Genomic DNA, 20,374 nt, shown 5'->3' on the forward strand with positions numbered 1-20,374 from the left:
TGTCTTTAATTTATTCTTCTAAGGTGCAAAGGTACAATATTTTAGTATTAATTGAGCAATGACAAGCAACTTTGATAGCCTCTTTTTCGAAATTTAAGGGAAAAAGTAACCTAATGTCTATATTATTATGTACTTTTGTCTGAGATTAATAAAAGGATAATGAGAGATTTTAAGACTTATATCTTCGATTTAGATGGTACATTGCTTAGTACGCTAAACGATTTAGCATCAAGTACAAATTATGCGCTTCGTTGGGCTGGCATGCCTGAACGAACAATAGAGGAAGTACGTATGTTCGTTGGAAATGGTGTTAAGCTATTAATGGAACGAGCTATCCCAGAGGGAGTTAACAACCCTAAGTTCGAGGAAACATACGCAAAGTTCCGAGAACATTATATGGAACATAACCTTGACACAACACGTCCATACGATGGTGTACCAGAACTGTTACATGAATTAAAACGACGTGGTAAGCACCTTGCTATTGTAAGTAACAAATTCTATGCGGCCACACAAGACCTTGCAAAACATTTCTTCCCGGATACGATAGAGGTAGCAATAGGAGAGCGAGAGAACATTAGGAAGAAACCAGCTCCCGACACTGTATTAGAAGCTTTGCGTCAACTAAATGTATCAAAAGAAGATGCCGTGTATATAGGCGACAGTGATGTAGATATCATGACAGCAAAGAATAGTGGCTTACCTTGTATTAGTGTGCTTTGGGGATTTCGTGATAAAGACTTCTTAATAGAGCATGGAGGCTCTCTGTTCGTAGACAAACCAATTGAAATTCTAAGCAGTTTATAACGATTAACCAATTACTTGCTATTCAATTAAATGGCAAGTAATTGGAATAAATATTAGTAGAAGAGATTACTCAAGAAGCCTAACAAGTCTCAATAATCCTTTTTAGTGTAAGTCTCATCCAGCAATACTTTTGATGGAGTAGCACCAGAACGATACGTATATTGGAAATTAAATCCAGCATCCTTGTACCCTTTCGAACCAGGATCAGCCTTCAACGCATCACGTAAAGCCTTTCTGAGCTCTGTTCTCTTAGCGTGGACAGCCTGCTCGTTATCTGCTTTACCAACAAGTGAATAGTAATAATGGATAGTGCGAGAAGGTGCTTCAAAAACCATGCTATCCATTCTCGTGTCATTAACAACAGGAGTTGGGCATTTCTTCTCTGTATATTCTTTACATTCTTGTGCTGCCCTCTCCTCTAAACTATTACGACAGGCAGAGAGTGAAAGTAGCAATAAAGCTGCATAAAATAAATGTTTCATTCCTTTTAATTTAATGTTAATTACAGTTTAGGACTATCCAACCAAGAACAGTCTTTTAACTTTCTTTCTAACTATATATCCAATGCAAAGATAAGAAAAAATAAACAATTTCTTATTTTAACGTTCTTAATTCTCAATAAAAATCATTATATTTGCAGATTGAAAATATAGACAAACGAATGAATCATATAAGGAATTTCTGCATTATTGCCCATATTGACCATGGTAAATCAACCTTGGCTGATCGTCTTTTAGAGTACACACAGACGATAAAAATTACTGAAGGGCAGATGCTTGACGATATGGATTTGGAGCGTGAACGTGGTATAACTATCAAAAGTCATGCTATCCAGATGGAGTACACATTAGATAAGAAGAAATATGTACTTAATCTTATTGATACTCCAGGACATGTTGACTTCTCGTATGAGGTGTCACGAAGCATTGCAGCGTGTGAAGGTGCATTGCTTATCGTTGATGCAACGCAGGGCGTACAGGCGCAGACTATCTCTAACCTCTATATGGCTATCGACCATAATTTGGAGATTATCCCTGTTATCAATAAGATAGATATGCCTAACGCAATGCCTGAAGAGGTAGAGGATGAGATTGTCGACCTTATTGGTTGTGACCCTAAGGACATCATTCGAGCAAGTGGAAAGACGGGGGAAGGCGTACCAGACATACTTGAAGCTATCATAAAACGCATCCCTTCACCAACAGGAGATGTCAACGCTCCACTTCAGGCCCTCATCTTTGACTCTATCTTCAACTCTTTTCGTGGTATTATCACGCTTTGCAAGGTTGAGAACGGAGTCATAAAAAAGGGTGATAAGGTTAAGTTTGTACAGACTGGTATGGAATATACCGCTGATGAAGTTGGCGTATTAAAGATGGAGATGATGCCAACCCAACAACTGTCAACAGGTGAGGTAGGATATATCATTTCTGGTATTAAGAATGCTACTGAGGTAAAGGTGGGCGATACAGTAACACACATCGTCAATCCTTGCAAACATGCCATTGAAGGCTTCCAAGAGGTAAAACCAATGGTCTTTGCGGGCGTCTATCCTATCGACCCAAATGACTACGAAGGGTTGCGTGCTTCCTTAGAGAAACTTCAACTTAATGACGCTTCACTTACGTTCCAACCAGAGAGTTCACAAGCTTTGGGATTCGGTTTCCGTTGTGGCTTCTTAGGATTGCTTCACATGGAGATTGTGCAGGAACGATTAGATAGAGAGTTTAATATGGATGTTATTACCACCGTACCTAACGTTAGCTACATGGTATATGACAAACAAGGGAATGTTAAAGAGGTTCACAACCCATCTGGTCTTCCAGATCAGACTATGATTGATCATATTGAAGAACCTTATATTAAGGCCTCTATCATTACCTCCAGTGAATACATTGGACCTATCATGACGTTGTGTCTTGATAAACGTGGAGAACTTGTCAGTCAGAACTATGTTAGTGGAAATAGATTGGAACTCATCTTTATGATACCATTGGGTGAGATTGTGATTGATTTCTATGATAAATTGAAAAGTATTTCTAAAGGATACGCCTCATTTGATTATCACATTGATTCTTTCCGTCCATCCAAGTTAGCAAAGCTTGATATTCTTCTAAATGGAGAGGCTGTTGATGCTCTTTCTACTCTGACACATGAGAGTAATGCTGTCGGATTTGGAAGAAGGATATGTGAGAAGCTGAAAGACTTGATACCACGCCAGCAATTTGACATCGCTATACAAGCTGCCATCGGTGCTAAAATCATTGCACGAGAGACCGTTAAGCAGGTACGTAAAGATGTTACCGCAAAGTGTTATGGTGGTGATATTAGCCGTAAACGTAAGCTCTTAGAGAAGCAGAAGAAAGGTAAGAAACGTATGAAACAGATTGGAAACGTACAAGTTCCACAGAAAGCATTCCTTGCCGTATTGAAGTTGGATTAAAGTCAAAGAAATAAGAAAGGAAAGGAATATGAAGGATTTGGTTAATGATACAAGAGATATTGCACGTGAATTGGCACGTAAATATAGTACGATGACTCATGACGAGTTGGATGTACTTGAGAGTATCCTTGTGCCCATGAAATTCGCCAAAGGACAGATGATTCTCAGCGAAGGGGAAATCTGTAAGCATTTCTATTACATAGAAAAAGGGCTTATTCGTCAGTTCTACTTTAAGAATGGTAAGCAAATTACCGAACATTTAGGAGAGGACAGAAGTATCTTTATGTGTATAGAAAGCCTTTTCCGTGAAGAACCTACAAAGTTACAGGTAGAGGCTTTGGAGCCTACATGGGTTTACGCACTACCTAAGCAGAAGCTTGAACAGGTGGCATTACATAATGTTAATATTCAGATTCTTTACCGTAAGATATTGGAAGAGAGTCTTATAACATCGCAAATTCATGCCGACCTCGTACGTTTTGAAACTGCACAGGCCCGTTACAAGAGAATGTGTAAACTCAATCCACAAGTTGTCTTACGTGCACCATTGGTTTATATAGCCAGTTATTTACAAATGACACCAGAGACATTAAGCCGTGTTAGGTCGTCAACATTGCTTGATGACTAAGCAGTCTTTTATCTATCAAGTGTTATAAAACAAAGGGTTAGGGGAAGTTAAATAATTACTTATTTCGTTTAATTACAAACATGTAACACGTGAAAATAGTAATTACTTAGGTTTCTCTAACTTTTTTGTAAACCTCTATAATAGAGGGAGCTAAAGACTATCTAAGAAAGAAGGGGTATAGTTGTAAAATGATATTAGATAGATATTTTATACTTGACATCAGTATATCAACTTATTATTAACAGCAAGTTGATATATTTTGGAGCAAAGGAGTGTGGAATTTTAGCTATCAGCATAAGTTGATGTTTATATTCAACACTAAGCGTGATAAATATAAACACAAGTATAGAACTACGTTAGAATATTTCTACACGACACATATATAATAAGGTGCCAACGCCGCAAATGTACAAATCTTTTGACATAAGGTGATCAATATAGGGTAGTATCGACCTTAAATAGAGACTTATGTAAATATCGTACTTTCCTTATTAAACCAATAGGTCATACTAAGTTAGGTCTAAGTAGAACTAATCTAACGCTTAGTAAAGAAGATAACATAACGAGAAATTATATTTGTTCTTCCCCTTCCCAGAACTCCCAACTTGCAAAAGCCTGTAAGAGAAGCATTTCAAGACCATTCTTTACCACTGCTCCATGCTCGCGTCCTTTTGCCATAAAGAGCGTCTCATCTGGATTATAAAGTAAGTCGTAAAGTAGAGTGTGGCTATTCATTGCGTCATAGGGGAGGGTAGGACACTCTTCTGTCTTAGGATACATACCAAGAGGAGTACAATTAACAATAACATTATACTCATCGATTACCTCTGGTGTTATCTCTTCGTATGTTAAGACATTAGGATGCTTTGTACGTGAAACAAACATTGTTTCTAACCCAAGTGATTTTAAACCATAGTTTATAGCCTTTGATGCTCCGCCCGTGCCAAGGATAAGTGCCTTCTTATGATGGCGTTCAAGCAAAGGTTCAATACTTCGTGTAAAACCAATCACATCACTATTGAAACCTTTAAGTATCGTCTTATTACCCTTATGAGTGACACGAATAACATTCACAGCACCAATAGCTTTAGCTTCTGGACTAAGACTATCAAGATAAGGAATTACCTGTTCCTTATAAGGAATCGTTACGTTCAACCCACGTAACTGTGGATTGGAATCAACAACCTCTTTGAAGTCCTCTATCGATGGAATCTCAAAGTTGATGTATTGGGCATTGATGTGTTCGTTATCAAACTTCTCATTGAAATAACCAATTGAGAAAGAATGCCCCAATGGGTAGCCAATTAGTCCGTACTTATCCATATCTTAACCTTGTTCTATAAATTATTCTTTTGTTCATCCACTGTCTCAGTCAGTATTTCACTCACAAACTAACATTCTCTACCTCTTGCGTCATTCAAGGTCGTTGCTGAATGTGTTGAATTACTTGTTAGATAACATGAAGCATTAATTGTGACAACATAAGAAATCAAAACAACTACATTAGCACATGAAGGAAAATATCTTTACTTTAGTAGATTCAATCTATCTAAATTTTAGAGGAGGCCTTTCTATAACATACATCTCACACTGAGATATAATAGTAGTTGATTTTATAAGTTACTTTTCTGCGAAATACATCGTACAGATACCGAATGTCAACCGGCGGAAAGAGCTTTTTGAGAAACCTGCTTTATGGAAGATATCCATCATTTTCTCGCCTTGTGGAAATGCCTCAACAGTCTTATTTAGATATTCGTATGCACTTTTATCCTTTGAAATAAACTTGGCATAGTTTAGCAAGAATGTGTTAGAATAGAGGCGGAAAAGCTGCTTCATTGGGAACTTAACAGGTGTGGTTAGTTCAACAATACTCAGATGACCACCCTTCTTCAGCACACGGCAAATCTCGGCAAGTCCCTTGTCAAGGTTTTGAAAATTACGAATACCAAAGGCTGCAGTCACTGCGTCAAAGGTATTATCAGGAAAAGAAAGGTTGAGACAGTCCTCTTTCTGAAAAGAAATGACATTGCTTAGTCCAGCAGCCTTAACTTTCTCTCGACCAATAGCCATCATACCTTCAGAGATATCTGCACCGATGAGATGTTCTGGCTTCAGCTCGTTGGCAGCAAGAATGGCAAAGTCACCAGTTCCTGTAGCAATATCAAGCATCTGCTTAGGACGATAGGGTAGAAGCTGTCGGATAGCCTTCTTGCGCCATCCTTTATCTATATTTCCAGAGAGACGATGGTTCAGTGTATCATAGGTTGGTGCGATGTTATCAAACATCTCTTCTATAAGTTTACCTTTCTCACCATTACCATCGTAGGGTTTAATCTTTTCCTGTTCGTACATATTCTTACTTTAGTTCATAATCCACAACCCTAAATACATAATCTTGATAACTATATTATGATATGCCTAAATAAGTTCTAATGGCATATTAAACATGTATCAGTGTATATTATTTATCAAAATCATGAATTTAGGATTATGAATTCATATTTATCCTTTTACTTTCTTGAAGCAAGGTACTGCTTTACATTCTTCTCAATGCGTGCAGCAATATCACCATCTTCAGCAGCCTTATCGAACTTCTCACCAGTGATATGTTCATACAACTCAATGTAACGTTCGCTTACACTCTCGGCATATTCGTCTGTAATCTCAGGCATTGTCTGTCCTGGTTCATTCATAAAATTATGCTCGATAAGCCATTGACGAACAAATTCCTTTGATAATTGCTTCTGTGGTTCGCCCTTCTCAAGTTTCTCTTCATACCCATCAGCATAGAAGTAGCGGCTTGAGTCTGGTGTATGAATCTCATCAATGAGGTAACACTGACCATCACGCTTGCCAAACTCATACTTAGTATCAACGAGTATCAAGCCCTGCTTTGCAGCAATCTCCTGACCACGTGCAAAGAGCTTACGGGTCCAGTCTTCGATGATTGCATAGTCTTCTGCAGAAACAATACCCTGCTTAATAATCTCTTCCTTAGAGATGTTCATATCGTGACCCTCATCAGCTTTGGTTGTAGGAGTAACGATTGGCTCTGGGAAACGCTCGTTCTCACGCATACCATCAGGTAGCTTCACGCCACAAATCTCGCGACATCCGTCCTTGTAGGCACGCCATGCAGAACCTGTAAGGATTGAGCGGATAATCATTTCAACACGAAAGCCTTCACACTTCAGACCAACGGTTACCATTGGATCAGGAGTAGCTAACTTCCAGTTAGGGCAGATGTCTGTTGTCAGGTCAAGGAACTTGGCAGCAATCTGGTTCAATACCTGTCCTTTAAACGGTATTCCCTTTGGTAGTACAACGTCGAATGCAGAGATTCGGTCGGTAGCTACCATGACGATAAGATCGTCGTTGATGTCATACACATCACGTACTTTGCCGTGATACACACTCTTCTGTCCATCGAAATGGAATTCAGTTTTTGTTAATGCTTTCATTGTTTTTATGTTTATAGAGTCCTATCTCTTGTTAGCCTTATCGTGTGCTTCGTATGCGTTCACGATACGCGTAACTAGTTTGTGTCTTACAATGTCTTTTTTATCAAGATTGATGACAGAGATACCATCCACGCCACTCAGAATAGAAAGAGCTTCTTTTAATCCACTCTTCTCTGCATGTGGGAGGTCGATCTGAGTCAAGTCACCCGTGATTACCATCTTTGTATTCCAGCCCATACGTGTTAAGAACATACGGATTTGAGCTGGTGTTGTATTCTGTGCTTCATCAAGGATCACTACAGCATCACTCAATGTTCTTCCTCGCATGAATGCCAATGGAGCAATCTGAATGATATGTTTATCCATCATATCCTGTAGCTTTACAGCTGGAATCATGTCCTCTAAAGCATCATAAAGTGGTTGCAGATAGGGGTCAATCTTATCCTTCATGTCACCTGGAAGGAAGCCAAGTTTCTCACCAGCTTCAACGGCTGGACGTGATAAGATAATCTTCTTTGCAGCTTTCTCTTTGAGTGCCTTAACAGCCAAGGCAATACTGAGATAGGTCTTACCCGTTCCCGCTGGGCCAACTGCAAATATCATATCGTTTTTCTCGAAGGCATCAATCAGTTGCTGCTGATGCTCCGAACGACCTTTAATCGGTCTACCTGATACAGAATAAACAAGGACGTCCTTTACCGCATCAGCTTTGGTCTTACGACCTTTCACGATATCAAGGATGTCCTCTTCTGTAATGGTGTTATACCGTTCTACATGCTTACGCATGGTTTCAATGTCTTCTTCTATCTTTACCATCTCCTCTTCGTCACCTAAGATACGGATAACATTGTCTCTTGCAACAATCCTCAACTTAGGGAAGAGTGACTTTATCATTTGGAGGTGACCATTGCCAACTCCATAGAAGACTACTGGGTCTATATCTTCAAGAACTATATGCTTTTCTATCAATTTCCTCTATTTTATATTTGTTCGCAAAGTTACTATAAAATAATGATACTTGCAAATTATTCCTAATTCATAATTATCAATTAGCAAAAACTTATTACCTTTGTATCAATGAAAAGAAAATCAAAGATAACAAAGAAGCGCTATTTATTAGGTTTCACAACAATAACTTTATTCTTAGCCATCATTAGGTTACTGTTTCCGTCTATTGCACAAGATAAGACGAAAGCTTTATCTAATGTTGATAGTACTCGTATCATTGAAAAAGCGGATTCTGCTAAGATTAAAGAGCAATCAACTCCAAGTAATACAACCATATCTCATTTCTTCAAATCGGATGGTTCACAAAAGAGGAATAGAATTGTAGGTGTTCGAGATTATGACGAGAGTTTCCCAGACTCTCAACCACAACAACTTGAAGCAGCATTGCGTTATGGGGTGAAACCTGTCCTTAACCGCACTGATGCAGAGAAGCGAAAAGGGGAGTTAGTATATATAGGCTGTAATCCTTATTACAATCTAAAGAAGTTGAATAATAGTATTCCATATCTTGTTCCACGAGCAGCAATCCTGCTTCAAGATATTGCACATAATTTCATGGATAGCCTTCAAACAAAGGGTATACCTATTAATAAGTTCCTTGTATCAAGTGTTTTAAGAACCAAAGAAGACGTTGATAAACTTCGTAAACACAATCATAATGCAACAGAGAATAGTTGCCATCTATATGGAACAACCTTTGATATTGCGTACAATAAATATGCGGCTGTTACTCGTCCGGTAAGGAATGATACACTTAAGTGGGTTTTAAGTGAGGTTTTGAACGACCTCCGTTCGCAAGGAAGATGTTTTATAAAGCACGAGAAACATCAAGGTTGCTTCCATATTACGGTTAGATGATTTAGCAATATAGGCTACAATGGTTCTAAGACGCTTTCATATAATAAAGCATTAGGATATGAGGAATACTCGTTATAGTCTTAATATAATCATCAGATTATTTGGTTGTTAGAAAAAAAAGACGTACTTTTGCATCCGCTATCACGAGATGATAGCATTAAATTCAAACCTTTAAAATATTTATTAAACAATTATGGCAACAAAAATCAGATTGCAGCGCGGTGGTCGTAAGAACTATGCTTTCTACAGCATCGTAATCGCTGACGCTCGTGCACCACGTGATGGTAAGTTTACTGAGAAGATTGGTACTTATAACCCAAACACCAATCCAGCCACAGTAGATTTGAATTTTGAACGTGCTCTTTACTGGGTTGAGACAGGTGCTCAGCCAACAGACACTGCTCGTAACATTCTTAAGGGTGAGGGTGTTTACATGATGAAGCATCTCCGTGGCGGTGTTAAGAAGGGTGCATTCGACGAGGCTGCATGCCAGCAGAAGTTCGATGCATGGAAGCAAGCTAAGGTTGCAGCTACAGAAGCTGTCGAGAAGAAGGTAACCGATGCGAAGAAGGCTGCTGCTGCTCAGAACCTTGAAGCTGAGAAGAAAGTAAACGAAGCTATTGCTAAGAAGGTTGCAGACAAGAAAGCTGCTGCCGCTGCAACACAGGCTGAGGCTGAGGCAGCTAAGGCTGCTGAGGATACGACTTCTGAAGCTCCTGCAGAGGAGGCACCAGCAGAGGCATAATCCTCGCTCGCTATTAAAGTATAAGTCCATAGACTCAGCACGAGTTTATGGACTTTTTCTTTTGTATTAGCTTCTAAAATGATACCGTACAGTGGACATCCTCTTTCAAGTAAGCTATTATAATGATAATGAATATAATAAGAAACTTCCTCCTTTTTAATTCAAGACAGCGGTCATTAGCTGTACTGACGTTGAGTTTTGGACACCTTAATGAATATCGTCAAGGAAGAAGTGGCTTAGTATATTTATCATTAAATACTATCTAAACATACTCTTCTCCTTGTAGGAATACACGTTTTACGATAGGTGTTGTATAGGCGTATGGAATAAATTCAATAGAAGGAATTGCATCTGTAATAAAGAAATTAGCAACCTTTCCACGTGTGATAGAGCCATACTCTTTGCTCAGTCCCATTGCACATGCTCCATTTAATGTTGCTGCATTAATTGCTTCTGCAGGCATTAGTCGCATCTTGATACAGCCAAGCGAAACTATAAACTTTATATCTCCTGATGGCGTAGAACCTGGGTTATAATCACTTGCAAGGACAAGCGGTAGACCACAATCTATTATCTTACGACCCAAAGCAAAAGGAAGATTAAGGAAGAAAGACGTTCCAGGAAGTGCTGTTGGCATAGTTTCACTGTTCTTAAGGATATCTATTTCTTCTTCTGTCATACTTTCTAAATGGTCAACTGACACTGCCTTATATTCTACACCAACCTCAACACCACCAGACGACGCTAACTCGTCAGCATGAATCTTAGGTCGCATGCCATATACAGCACCAGCTTTTAGAATCCGAGCAGTCTCTTCTGGCGTAAAGAAGCCTGTGTCACAGAATACATCTATAAACTCTGCTAATTCCTCTTCACCCACAGCTGGTATCATTTCGTTGATGATTAAATCAACGTAGGCATCTTGTCTACCTTTATATTCACGTGAAACAGCATGTGCACCGAGGAATGTTGCAACAACTTTCAGTCGTGTTGTCTCTTTGATACGACGAATAACACGAAGCATCTTCAGTTCATCCTCTGTGTTAAGCCCATACCCACTCTTTATCTCCACACAACCTGTTCCTTTCCTAATAATCTCATCAACACGCTTCATGGCCTGCTGGTAAAGTTCGTCTTCACTCAATTCATGAAGGTGATCTGCCGAGTTTAAGATACCACCACCACGCTTTGCTATCTCTGCATAACTAAGTCCACGAATCTTATCAACAAACTCTTGTTCTCTGCTTCCTGCATAGACAATATGAGTATGGGAGTCGCACCATGAAGGGAGAACACTTCCTCCATTCGCATCAACAACTTCCTCCTTTTCAGCTGTTAGTGGACAATCATTCATCTCACCATAATCAGCAAAGCATCCATCCTCTATCACAAGATAAGCATCTGACAGTGTGTTAAGTTCTGCCATCTCTTTACCTTTCAAACATAGCTTTCCCTCATGCCCTATACCAGCAAGTAAGCCGATGTTTTTAACTATTAGTCTTTTCATATCAAGCTTTTTCTCTAATCAATGAAAGTATGATAATATAAGATATTCAAAAGGAAAGGGGCTACATCAAAATGGCATTTTATCTTGATGTAACCCCTTTTACCTTATTTATTTACGTAGGAATTCAATCGACTTAGCGATGTGCGGAGCCATAAACTCGTCTGTGTCAATGAAAGGAACGTTCTCACGATAAGCCTTGTGGATAGCTTCAATCGTTGGAGAAGACTTCAGCGGACGACGGAACTCAAGTGCTTGTGCAGCGTTGAAGAGCTCAATAGCGAGTACACGTTCCGTATTCAATACAACCTGATAGAGCTTTGTTGCCGCATTAGCACCCATACTAACATGGTCTTCCTGACCTTGTGAAGATGGAATACTGTCGACAGATGCAGGTGTACAATAAGTCTTACTCTGGCTAACGATAGATGCTGCTGTGTACTGAGGAATCATAAAACCACTGTTTACACCGGGCTTAGCCACAAGGAAACTTGGTAGGTTTCGTGTGCCAGAAACGAGCTTGTAGATTCGACGCTCAGATATATTACTTAATTCACAGAGTGCTATAGCAAGGAAGTCCATTGGTTGTGCAATTGGTTCTCCATGGAAGTTTCCTGCTGAGATAACAAGATCTTCATCAGGACAAACGGTTGGGTTATCAGTTGCAGCATTCACTTCAATGTCTATAACGGACTTAACGTATGCAATCGTATCCTTTGAGGCACCATGCACCTGCGGCATACAACGGAAAGAATAAGGGTCTTGTACGTTGACCTTAGGCTGTTTGATAAGCTCACTGCCTTCTAATAGTTCTCTTATTCGTGCTGCAGTATCAATTTGCCCCTTGTGATGGCGAACAGCATGAACGGCATGTGTGAATGGTTCTATGCGTCCCTCGTAAGCCTCAAGAGACATTGTTCCGATGACATCAGCCCACTCACTCAAACGTTCACTTTGTAAGAGTGCCCATACAGCAAAGGCATTCATGTTCTGTGTACCATTGAGTAAGGCAAGACCTTCCTTAGAAACAAGTTCTATTGCATCCCAATTCATCTTCTTCAAGATATCAGCACCAGAGAAGATATTGCCTTGATATTCTACTTCACCCATACCGATAAGTGGTAAAGAAAGGTGAGCTAAAGGAACAAGGTCGCCTGAAGCACCCAACGAACCTTGCATATACACAATAGGGTAGATGTCGTTATTGAAGAAGTCTATCAGTCGCTCGACGGTCTTCAACTGACAAGCAGAGTAGCCGTAACTGAGCGACTGAATCTTGAGCAGCAACATTATCTTTACAATCTCATTCGGCACGCGGTCTCCTACACCACAAGCATGAGACATCACGAGGTTTTTCTGTAACTGTGAAAGACTATCCTTGTCGATAGATATCTTACATAGAGAACCGAAACCTGTTGTCACACCATAGATAGGAGTTTCTGATTCTTTAATCTTGTTATCGAGATACTCTCTACAACGAATAATTCGTTGACGTGCATCTTCAGAAAGTTCAAGTTTTGTGCCGTTCTTGATTATCTCACCAATCTGCTCTATTGTCAGATGTTCAGCACTAATCTGATGAATTTTGTTCATAGTTTCTACGGATTATAATAATAGATTTAATTGATTAAAAGGCTGTATTAATAATGTCATCTTCAACGATGTTTGGGAGTGTAACACAGAGTCCTGGTGTACGTTCCATCTCCCTGCGGATAGCATCAATAGAACCAGTGTTGCGAGCCCAACTACGACGTGCTATGCCGTTGTTAACATCCCAGAGAAGCATCTGACGGATGTGACGGTCAGAGTCTTCGCTACCATCAATCACCATACCGAAGCCACCATTGATAACTTCTCCCCAGCCAACACCGCCTCCATTGTGGATAGATACCCATGTAGCACCACGGAAAGAGTCGCCAATAACATTCTGTACTGCCATGTCAGCACAGAACTGTGAGCCATCATAGATGTTTGATGTCTCACGGAAAGGAGAGTCTGTTCCTGACACATCATGGTGGTCGCGTCCCAGAACAATGGGTCGAGAGATTTCTCCTTTACGTATTGCTTCATTGAAGGCTAAGGCTATCTTTGTGCGACCTTCCGAGTCAGCATATAGGATACGAGCCTGAGAGCCAACAACCAAGTGATTCTTTCCTGCTTCTTTTATCCAATGGATGTTATCATCAAGTTGACCAATAATATCTGGAGTTGCCGTCTTACGTATTTCTTCCAATACTTCTGTTGCAATGCGGTCGGATGTTTCCAAGTCCTTTGGGTCACCTGATGAGCAAACCCAACGGAATGGTCCAAAGCCATAATCAAAGAACATCGGACCCATAATATCCTGTACGTAAGAAGGATAACGGAACTTGCCACCTTCCTTCATGATGTCTGCTCCCGCACGACTTGACTCTAAAAGGAAAGCATTACCATAGTCGAAGAAATACATACCTTTCGCTGTCAGCTTGTTAATAGCAGCCACCTGACGACGTAAAGACTCCTGAACTTTCTCCTTAAACAGCTGTGGCTCCTCTGCCATCATACGCTTAGATTCTTCCAGAGAAAGTCCGACTGGATAGTATCCACCTGCCCATGGGTTGTGGAGGGAGGTCTGATCACTTCCTAAGTCTACATGTACACCTTCTGCTGCTAAGCGTTCCCAAAGGTCAACGACATTACCAACATAAGCCATAGAGACTGTACGCTTTTCCTCAACAGCCTTCAATGCTGCAGGGATAAGTTCGTCGAGCGATGCGTGAAGTTCGTCAACCCAACCTTGATCATAGCGTTTCTGTGCCGCAAGTGGGTTGATTTCAGCCGTAATACTTACTACACCTGCTATGTTACCAGCCTTTGGTTGAGCACCAGACATGCCTCCTAAACCAGAAGTAACAAAGAGCATGCCTTTTATACTGCTCTCTCCGTCCTTCAATCGTTTGCGTGCTGCATTCAAAACAGTGATGGTTGTGCCATGAACGATACCCTGTGGACCTATATACATATAGGAACCTGCGGTCATTTGTCCGTACTGACTAACACCTAAAGCATTATCTCGTTCCCAATCGTCGGGCTTAGAATAGTTAGGTATTACCATACCATTTGTCACAACTACACGTGGTGCATTCTTGTGAGAAGGGAAGAGTCCGAGTGGATGCCCCGAATACATCACTAACGTTTGTTCGTCAGTCATCTCACTCAAGTACTTCATCACCAAGCGATATTGTGCCCAATTCTGGAACACAGCACCATTACCACCGTATGTAATCAGCTCGTGAGGGTGCTGTGCAACATCCTTATCAAGGTTGTTCTGAATCATCATCATGATAGCTGCTGCCTGTTGTGACTTATGCGGATAATCGTCGATTGGACGTGCATACATCTCATAAGTAGGGCGGAAACGGTACATGTAGATACGGCCATATTGCCTTAACTCCTCTGCAAACTCTGGTGCTAATGTTGCATGAAACTTCTTAGGGAAGTAACGAAGGGCATTGCGCAGAGCCAATTTCTTCTCTTCTTGTGTGAGAATATCCTTACGCTTTGGTGCGTGATTGATAGAGGTATCGTATGCTTGTGGCTCAGGTAGCGTGTCAGCTATACCTGTGCAAATGTCTTTTACAAATTCTTCTTTTGTCATAGTTATGTAGTAGATCTATTTGGGTTGTAGTTATTTAAATAGGTTACGAAGGTGAAAGGTAATAGCGAAAGCCTATAACAGACTAAGCTATCACTATATATCATTATATTATTGTAGGTTTTTAGTTGGGCAGGCATAGTACACCTGCCCTTTTAATGGATATATTATTCACCTTACTAAAGATAGCTGAAACGTAGTATATGTCTATTATATATAAGGTGTAAGAGACCTTATAATATAAAAAGACACCTTACAGTTTAGCCTCAACTATCTTCATAATCTCAGCCTCAGCCTCATTAGCTTTCTCTATCAACTCGTTTGCTTCGGCCACTAATCGTGCTGCTGTCTCTTTGTCTTTCAAGCCAGAAGCATTAATCTTCACGTTTAGACCAGCACCTAGGACAGCCGCACGAGCTGCCAAGACACCAACGCCAGCATCTGAGACACTGTTCGGATTACCTTCTTCTGCCATTGCTCGACAAAGTTCAAACACTTTGTATGAGGCCTTCATGGTGTGCAGTGGAACTTCCGTAGCAAAGAGTGTTGCTTCTTGTATCGCTTGTGAGCGTGCTGCCTTTTCCTCATCAGTACCCTTAGGGAGGCCAAAAGCAGACATAATACGGTTGAATGCTTCTGTGTCTTCATCTACGAGTACCATCAGTTCTGCTTGTATTGCTTGACCCTTCTCAGCCCAGTTGCTGAACTCTTCCCAGCGTGCATCCCATCCTGCTTTATGGCTGGAAAGATTGGCTACCATTGTACCTAACGCAGCACCTAATGCGCCCATATAAGCAGAGATTGTACCGCCTCCTGGGGCTGGAGACTCACGTGAAGTCTCATTAGCAAACTCTTTAACAGTCAAGTCAATGAGTTTTGGAGTCTTATCGGCATCTTCCAACAGATATTCAATCACCTTTTCACGTGGATTAAATGGCTTTAAGTCATCTAAACCCATTGACATAATGGCAATCTTAATGATGTCTTCTTCTGGAATACCAGTTGAACGTTGTTGCTTCTTTAAGAAGTATGTTCCAGCTTCAAGGAGCGTACGCTTAGGGATAAGACCTACTATTTCTGTACCCGTAACACGTATGCCACGGTTTTGTGCACAGCGACAAACCTCGTCAAAGGCTACGTGGAGAGGAGTAACATTGATGTCTGTTATATTCATTGACACCTGTGCTATTCCATACTCATCAATGAACCAGCCAATTGCTTTCGTAGCTTTCAACGTACCAGGTTGCATAATGACTTCACCCTTCTCATCCTTCATTGGCTTACCAACAGGCGAACCTCCTTCACGCATAGGACGACCTTTCTCTCTAACATCAAATGCTATTGCGTTAGCACGACGTGTAGAGGTCGTATTGAGGTTGAAGTTTGTTGCAATCAAGAAATCACGTGCACCGACTGCTGTACAGCCTGTTCGTGCTAACTGCTCATCCCATTCACGTGCACCATAATCAGGTGCCTCTGTTGCTTCTGTCATACGTTGTGGGAGTCCTTCATACTCTCCTTTACGACAAATAGCTAAGTTCTTACGCTCTGGAGTCTTCGCTGCAGCTTCGTAGCAATAGCAAGGAACCTGCAATTCATTGGCGATACGCTCTGCCAACTGGCGTGCCAACACTGCACACTCCTCCAAAGTAATACCTGCAACAGGGATAAGTGGACAAACATCCGTAGCTCCCATACGAGGGTGAGCACCATGATGCTGTCGCATATCAATAAGTTGTGCAGCCTTCTTCACGCATCGGAAAGCAGCTTCAACAACCAAGGATGGTTCACCAACAAAGGTTACAACCGTACGATTAGTTGCTTCTCCTGGGTCAACATCCAGCAATTTAACACCTTTAACGCTTTCTACTTCATCAGTAATCTGCTTGATTACGTCTTTGTTTCGTCCTTCACTAAAATTAGGGACACACTCGATAATCTGTTTTTCTCGTGCCATATATAATTAAGATAGGTTTAAACAATGATTGTTTAGGTTTCGAGTGTAAAAATACAAATTAGTTTTTGTAATTCAAAACTTTTGATGTAAAACTATCAAAACAAACTTTATATGCCCCTTTTTTAACCGTAAATAGGCACGTAAAAGGGTCATAATTCGAGTCGTATATGTACTTATTAAATAAGGAGATAAGTAAGAATAAAATAGAAGAGATATGTATTCTTTTCTAAAAGAAGATTATGACTTACATTTATTTTCATGACTGGAAGAATTTATTTTCATGAAAAAAAATAATTATCTTCATGAAAAAAAATATTTCTTTTCATGAAGATAATTCAGAATAAACAGTTCCTTTTCTTTAGATTATCGCCCTTCATCTACGATAGGATACAGTTCAATGAACTCACCTTGGTGCTTCTTACCATCATTGATAACGGCTGAAATCTTCTCACTGACTACATCTATCGAATGCGCACCAGGCCCTGTATAATGATTATTCAAGTCGGTAGTCGTTGCACCAGGATGTATATTGAAGATCTCAACAGGTAAGTTATTCTTCTCAAACTCCATGGCCATAATACTGGTCATTGCGTTCTGCGCTGCCTTACTGGCTACATACGCCATTGGATGCCAGTAGGGACTAATCTCAGAAGGCACGGTGATGTTTACAATCCGTCCATTGTTGGCTGCGAGTAAAGGGACAAGTGCCTTTGTCAAGCAGAATGTTCCGATGTAGTTTACTTGTATTGTGTCGGTCACATCCTGCATGGCTGATTCATAACTTGCCACTTCCATGTCGCCAGGAATACCTGCATTGTTTACCAAAAGTGCTAAGTCATGATATTTCTCTTTCACTTCTTTTGCTGTTTGTTCCAATGACTTGTTGTCTGAGAGGTTGACATATTGCCAGCCTATTACGTCTACGCCTTCAGCCTTCAACGCTTTTACAGCCTCCTCGGCACGCTCATTATTACGTGCACCAACGATTACTTGCCAGCCACTCTTACCTAAAAACTTACAGATACCATAGCCAATACCCTTGTTGGCACCTGTTACCAATACTTTTGCCATATTTGTTTTTCTATATTTATCGGTGTGATACTTTCGCTGCAAAGATACATTATTTTATTGATAGAATAAACTTTAACGATGATATATAATTACGAAAAAGAGCTTATTCTGTATATAATATCCTCATAAATCTCCTTTACATTAGTCTTTATAATCCTCAATTATTCTTTTATACAGTTTTTTTTACGTATCTTTGTGCAAAGAATTCGTCTATATTTAATTATTAATAGTATAATCTTATGAGGTTATTTAAGTCTATGATGCTTGCTACGTTAGCAGGACTCGCACTTTCTTCCTGTATTAGAGAAGAAGCATTAAATGCGGAAGCAGATATTACAGATGTTACGGTTGACGGTACAACACTTGTCCGTAAGCCTGTTATAACAAATAATGAAGTAATTTTCTATGTTAATGGATGGGAAGACCTATCCCACTTAGCACCAAAGTTTCATGTTACAGAGGGTGCAAAGATTGAACCAGAAAGCGGTACGGCATTAAACTTTACACAGCCTCAGAGCTATACAGTAACCTCTCAAGATGGACAATGGAAGAAGACTTATAAGGTGTCATTTGTAAGTAATGATGTTGCAACCGACTACCATTTCGAGACGCTCAAGGTTGATTCAACCAATAAATATAATACTTTCGTTGACAAAACAGCCGATGGTAATCTTGCAGAGTGGGGTAGTGGTAATGCTGGTGTATCCTTCCTTATGGGTGACAGCAAGGCTTCTGAATATCCAACAAGCCAAGCTGAAGATGGTTATGTGGGTAAGTGTTTGAAGCTGACAACTGTTAGTACGGGTTTCCTTGGTGCAATGTTCGGTGCTCCGATAGCTGCTGGTAACCTCTTTACAGGTGATTTCCAAATTGATATGGGTAACCCAGCAAAGTCAACTCACTTTGGTCGTCCATTCTACAAGATGCCTAAGGAGTTGATTGGCTACTATAAATACAAGGCTGGCGAAAAGTTCCAAGATAAGGACAAAAAGGAGATTAAAGGTCGCAAGGATAGTTTGGCTATTTACGCAGTACTCTTTGAAACAGGTGATGGGGTAGAGTTTCTCGATGGTACGAACTCACTAACCAGTGACCGTATCGTCCTCCTTGCGCAACTTAAAGATGCAAAGGAGACTAATGACTGGACACGTTTCTCTATCTCATTCGAGCCTGTAGCGGGTCGTACTATAGACAGTGAGAAATTGAAGAATGGTAAGTATAGCCTTGCTATCATCATGTCGTCAAGTAAGGATGGTGCTTTCTTCAATGGCGCAGTGGGTAGTACACTCTACGTGGATGAACTGAAATTGTACTTTGAGTAATAATGATTTGGAGTTGACAAGTAAACGAGTTCAATAGTTTAAGAGTTGACACAAAGATATTAAAGATAAAATAAAACAAATGAAACAACATATTATTACGGTTGTAATCGCAGCAATGAGTTGCACAACAACGATCTTTGCACAAACAGACCGCACTTCTTCACTAAGTAGTGCAGAGCAGAATGGATGGGAGTATGAGGTGAAAGCGGGTGTAAACATTGGTGGTGCGTCTCCTCTCCCTATGCCTGTAGAAATCAGAGAGATAAGTAGTTATAGTCCAAAGTTCAATGGAACGATAGAAGGAACAGTCACTAAATGGCTTGGAAAAGACCAGAACTGGGGTGTATCTACTGGTTTGAAGTTTGAAGAGAAGGGTATGATAACAGATGCTAATGTGAAGAACTATAGCATGGAAATCCTCAATGACGGTAATCGTGTAGCTGGTTATTGGACAGGTTATGTGAAGACTAACTACAACTCAACGCTTCTCACAATCCCTGTCATGGCGAACTATCGTTTTAATGACCGTTGGAAAGTACGTGCAGGACTCTACTCTTCTATCAAGTTAGATGGCCAATTTACGGGTCATGTGAGTGATGGCTATTTGCGCGAAGGCACTCCTGTAGGAGAGAAATTAACTTTTGCTGACGGCAACACAGCTTCGTACGATTTCTCATCTAATCTTCGTCACTTTCAATGGGGTGGTCAGTTAGGTGCAACATGGCGTGGTTTCAATCATTTCACAGTCAATGCTGACCTCGCATGGGCTTTTAATAACATCTTTGAAAGCGACTTTAAGACAATCAGCTTTGGACTTTATCCCATCTATCTTAACATCGGGTTCGGGTATCGTTTTTAGTTCTCTGGATAAGAGATAAATAAGAAGGCTCAGTCGACAACATCTTTGTTTGTCTACTGAGCCTTCTTCTTTTT

General features: G+C 40.4%; 17 protein-coding genes. 7 read left to right on the top strand and 10 right to left on the bottom strand.

All coding sequences use genetic code 11. The features are described from left to right. Nucleotides 1–159: 159 nt before the first annotated feature. Nucleotides 160–807, top strand: coding sequence for an HAD family hydrolase (locus AXF23_RS05240; RefSeq protein ID WP_107624546.1), 648 nt, complete (start codon nucleotides 160–162; stop codon nucleotides 805–807). A gap of 89 nt (nucleotides 808–896) precedes the next feature. On the opposite strand, the gene AXF23_RS05245 is transcribed toward AXF23_RS05240, so the two are convergent. Beyond that, a complete protein-coding gene (locus tag AXF23_RS05245; protein WP_107624547.1) occupies nucleotides 897–1,289 on the bottom strand; it encodes a hypothetical protein in 393 nt (130 codons plus the stop codon). 179 nt (nucleotides 1,290–1,468) lie between these two features. On the opposite strand from AXF23_RS05245, the gene lepA reads away from it, so the two are divergent. Together lepA and AXF23_RS05255 are read left to right on the top strand one after the other, a co-directional pair. Beyond that, nucleotides 1,469–3,250, top strand: coding sequence for a translation elongation factor 4 (gene lepA, locus AXF23_RS05250; RefSeq protein ID WP_107624548.1), 1,782 nt, complete (start codon nucleotides 1,469–1,471; stop codon nucleotides 3,248–3,250). Nucleotides 3,251–3,278: 28 nt separating this feature from the next. Then, a complete protein-coding gene (locus AXF23_RS05255) occupies nucleotides 3,279–3,878 on the top strand; it encodes a Crp/Fnr family transcriptional regulator (protein WP_009010746.1) in 600 nt (199 codons plus the stop codon). Nucleotides 3,879–4,448: 570 nt separating this feature from the next. Here the strand turns inward: AXF23_RS05255 and AXF23_RS05260 are convergent. From AXF23_RS05260 to AXF23_RS05275, 4 genes are all read right to left on the bottom strand, one after another. Next, on the bottom strand, nucleotides 4,449–5,201 hold the full coding sequence (locus AXF23_RS05260) for a shikimate dehydrogenase family protein (protein ID WP_107624549.1): 753 nt from the start codon (nucleotides 5,199–5,201) through the stop codon (nucleotides 4,449–4,451). 297 nt (nucleotides 5,202–5,498) lie between these two features. Next, nucleotides 5,499–6,233: a bifunctional demethylmenaquinone methyltransferase/2-methoxy-6-polyprenyl-1,4-benzoquinol methylase UbiE gene (gene ubiE / locus AXF23_RS05265; protein ID WP_107624550.1), complete on the bottom strand. Its 735-nt coding sequence runs from the start codon at nucleotides 6,231–6,233 to the stop codon at nucleotides 5,499–5,501. Between the two features lie 158 nt (nucleotides 6,234–6,391). Next, nucleotides 6,392–7,342, bottom strand: a complete 951-nt coding sequence (locus AXF23_RS05270; RefSeq protein ID WP_089365228.1) for a phosphoribosylaminoimidazolesuccinocarboxamide synthase — start codon at nucleotides 7,340–7,342, stop codon at nucleotides 6,392–6,394. 21 nt (nucleotides 7,343–7,363) lie between these two features. Further along, nucleotides 7,364–8,311, bottom strand: coding sequence for a PhoH family protein (locus tag AXF23_RS05275; protein WP_089365227.1), 948 nt, complete (start codon nucleotides 8,309–8,311; stop codon nucleotides 7,364–7,366). A gap of 108 nt (nucleotides 8,312–8,419) precedes the next feature. Here AXF23_RS05275 and AXF23_RS05280 point away from each other — a divergent pair, with 108 nt between their 5' ends. Beyond that, nucleotides 8,420–9,208 (top strand): DUF5715 family protein, encoded by a 789-nt coding sequence (locus AXF23_RS05280; RefSeq protein WP_107624551.1) that lies wholly within the window; start codon nucleotides 8,420–8,422, stop codon nucleotides 9,206–9,208. Nucleotides 9,209–9,401: 193 nt separating this feature from the next. Continuing rightward, complete coding sequence (locus tag AXF23_RS05285; protein ID WP_107624552.1) at nucleotides 9,402–9,953, top strand: 30S ribosomal protein S16; 552 nt, start codon at nucleotides 9,402–9,404, stop codon at nucleotides 9,951–9,953. Between the two features lie 262 nt (nucleotides 9,954–10,215). Here the strand turns inward: AXF23_RS05285 and hutI are convergent, their stop codons facing one another. The 5 genes from hutI to AXF23_RS05310 all read right to left on the bottom strand — a co-directional run bounded on the left by hutI (nucleotide 10,216) and on the right by AXF23_RS05310 (nucleotide 18,119). Beyond that, entirely contained in the window at nucleotides 10,216–11,460 is a 1,245-nt protein-coding gene (gene hutI, locus AXF23_RS05290; protein WP_107624553.1) for an imidazolonepropionase, read from the bottom strand. Nucleotides 11,461–11,568: 108 nt separating this feature from the next. Then, nucleotides 11,569–13,050, bottom strand: a complete 1,482-nt coding sequence (gene hutH / locus AXF23_RS05295; protein WP_107624554.1) for a histidine ammonia-lyase — start codon at nucleotides 13,048–13,050, stop codon at nucleotides 11,569–11,571. Between the two features lie 34 nt (nucleotides 13,051–13,084). Then, nucleotides 13,085–15,094: a urocanate hydratase gene (locus AXF23_RS05300; RefSeq protein WP_107624555.1), complete on the bottom strand. Its 2,010-nt coding sequence runs from the start codon at nucleotides 15,092–15,094 to the stop codon at nucleotides 13,085–13,087. A 250-nt stretch (nucleotides 15,095–15,344) separates the two neighbouring features. Beyond that, the gene (ftcD, locus tag AXF23_RS05305; protein ID WP_107624556.1) at nucleotides 15,345–17,048 is read right to left on the bottom strand and encodes a glutamate formimidoyltransferase; all 1,704 of its coding nucleotides are present in this window, start codon (nucleotides 17,046–17,048) and stop codon (nucleotides 15,345–15,347) included. A gap of 363 nt (nucleotides 17,049–17,411) precedes the next feature. Next, nucleotides 17,412–18,119, bottom strand: a complete 708-nt coding sequence (locus AXF23_RS05310; RefSeq protein ID WP_107624557.1) for an SDR family NAD(P)-dependent oxidoreductase — start codon at nucleotides 18,117–18,119, stop codon at nucleotides 17,412–17,414. Between the two features lie 239 nt (nucleotides 18,120–18,358). On the opposite strand from AXF23_RS05310, the gene AXF23_RS05315 reads away from it, so the two are divergent. After that, nucleotides 18,359–19,441 (top strand): PCMD domain-containing protein, encoded by a 1,083-nt coding sequence (locus tag AXF23_RS05315; RefSeq protein WP_107624558.1) that lies wholly within the window; start codon nucleotides 18,359–18,361, stop codon nucleotides 19,439–19,441. Between the two features lie 79 nt (nucleotides 19,442–19,520). Further along, nucleotides 19,521–20,300 (top strand): porin family protein, encoded by a 780-nt coding sequence (locus tag AXF23_RS05320; protein WP_107624559.1) that lies wholly within the window; start codon nucleotides 19,521–19,523, stop codon nucleotides 20,298–20,300. Nucleotides 20,301–20,374: the final 74 nt, after the last annotated feature.

The organism is Prevotella sp. oral taxon 313 (genome assembly GCF_003043935.1).
GTDB classification, from domain to species: domain Bacteria; phylum Bacteroidota; class Bacteroidia; order Bacteroidales; family Bacteroidaceae; genus Prevotella; species Prevotella jejuni.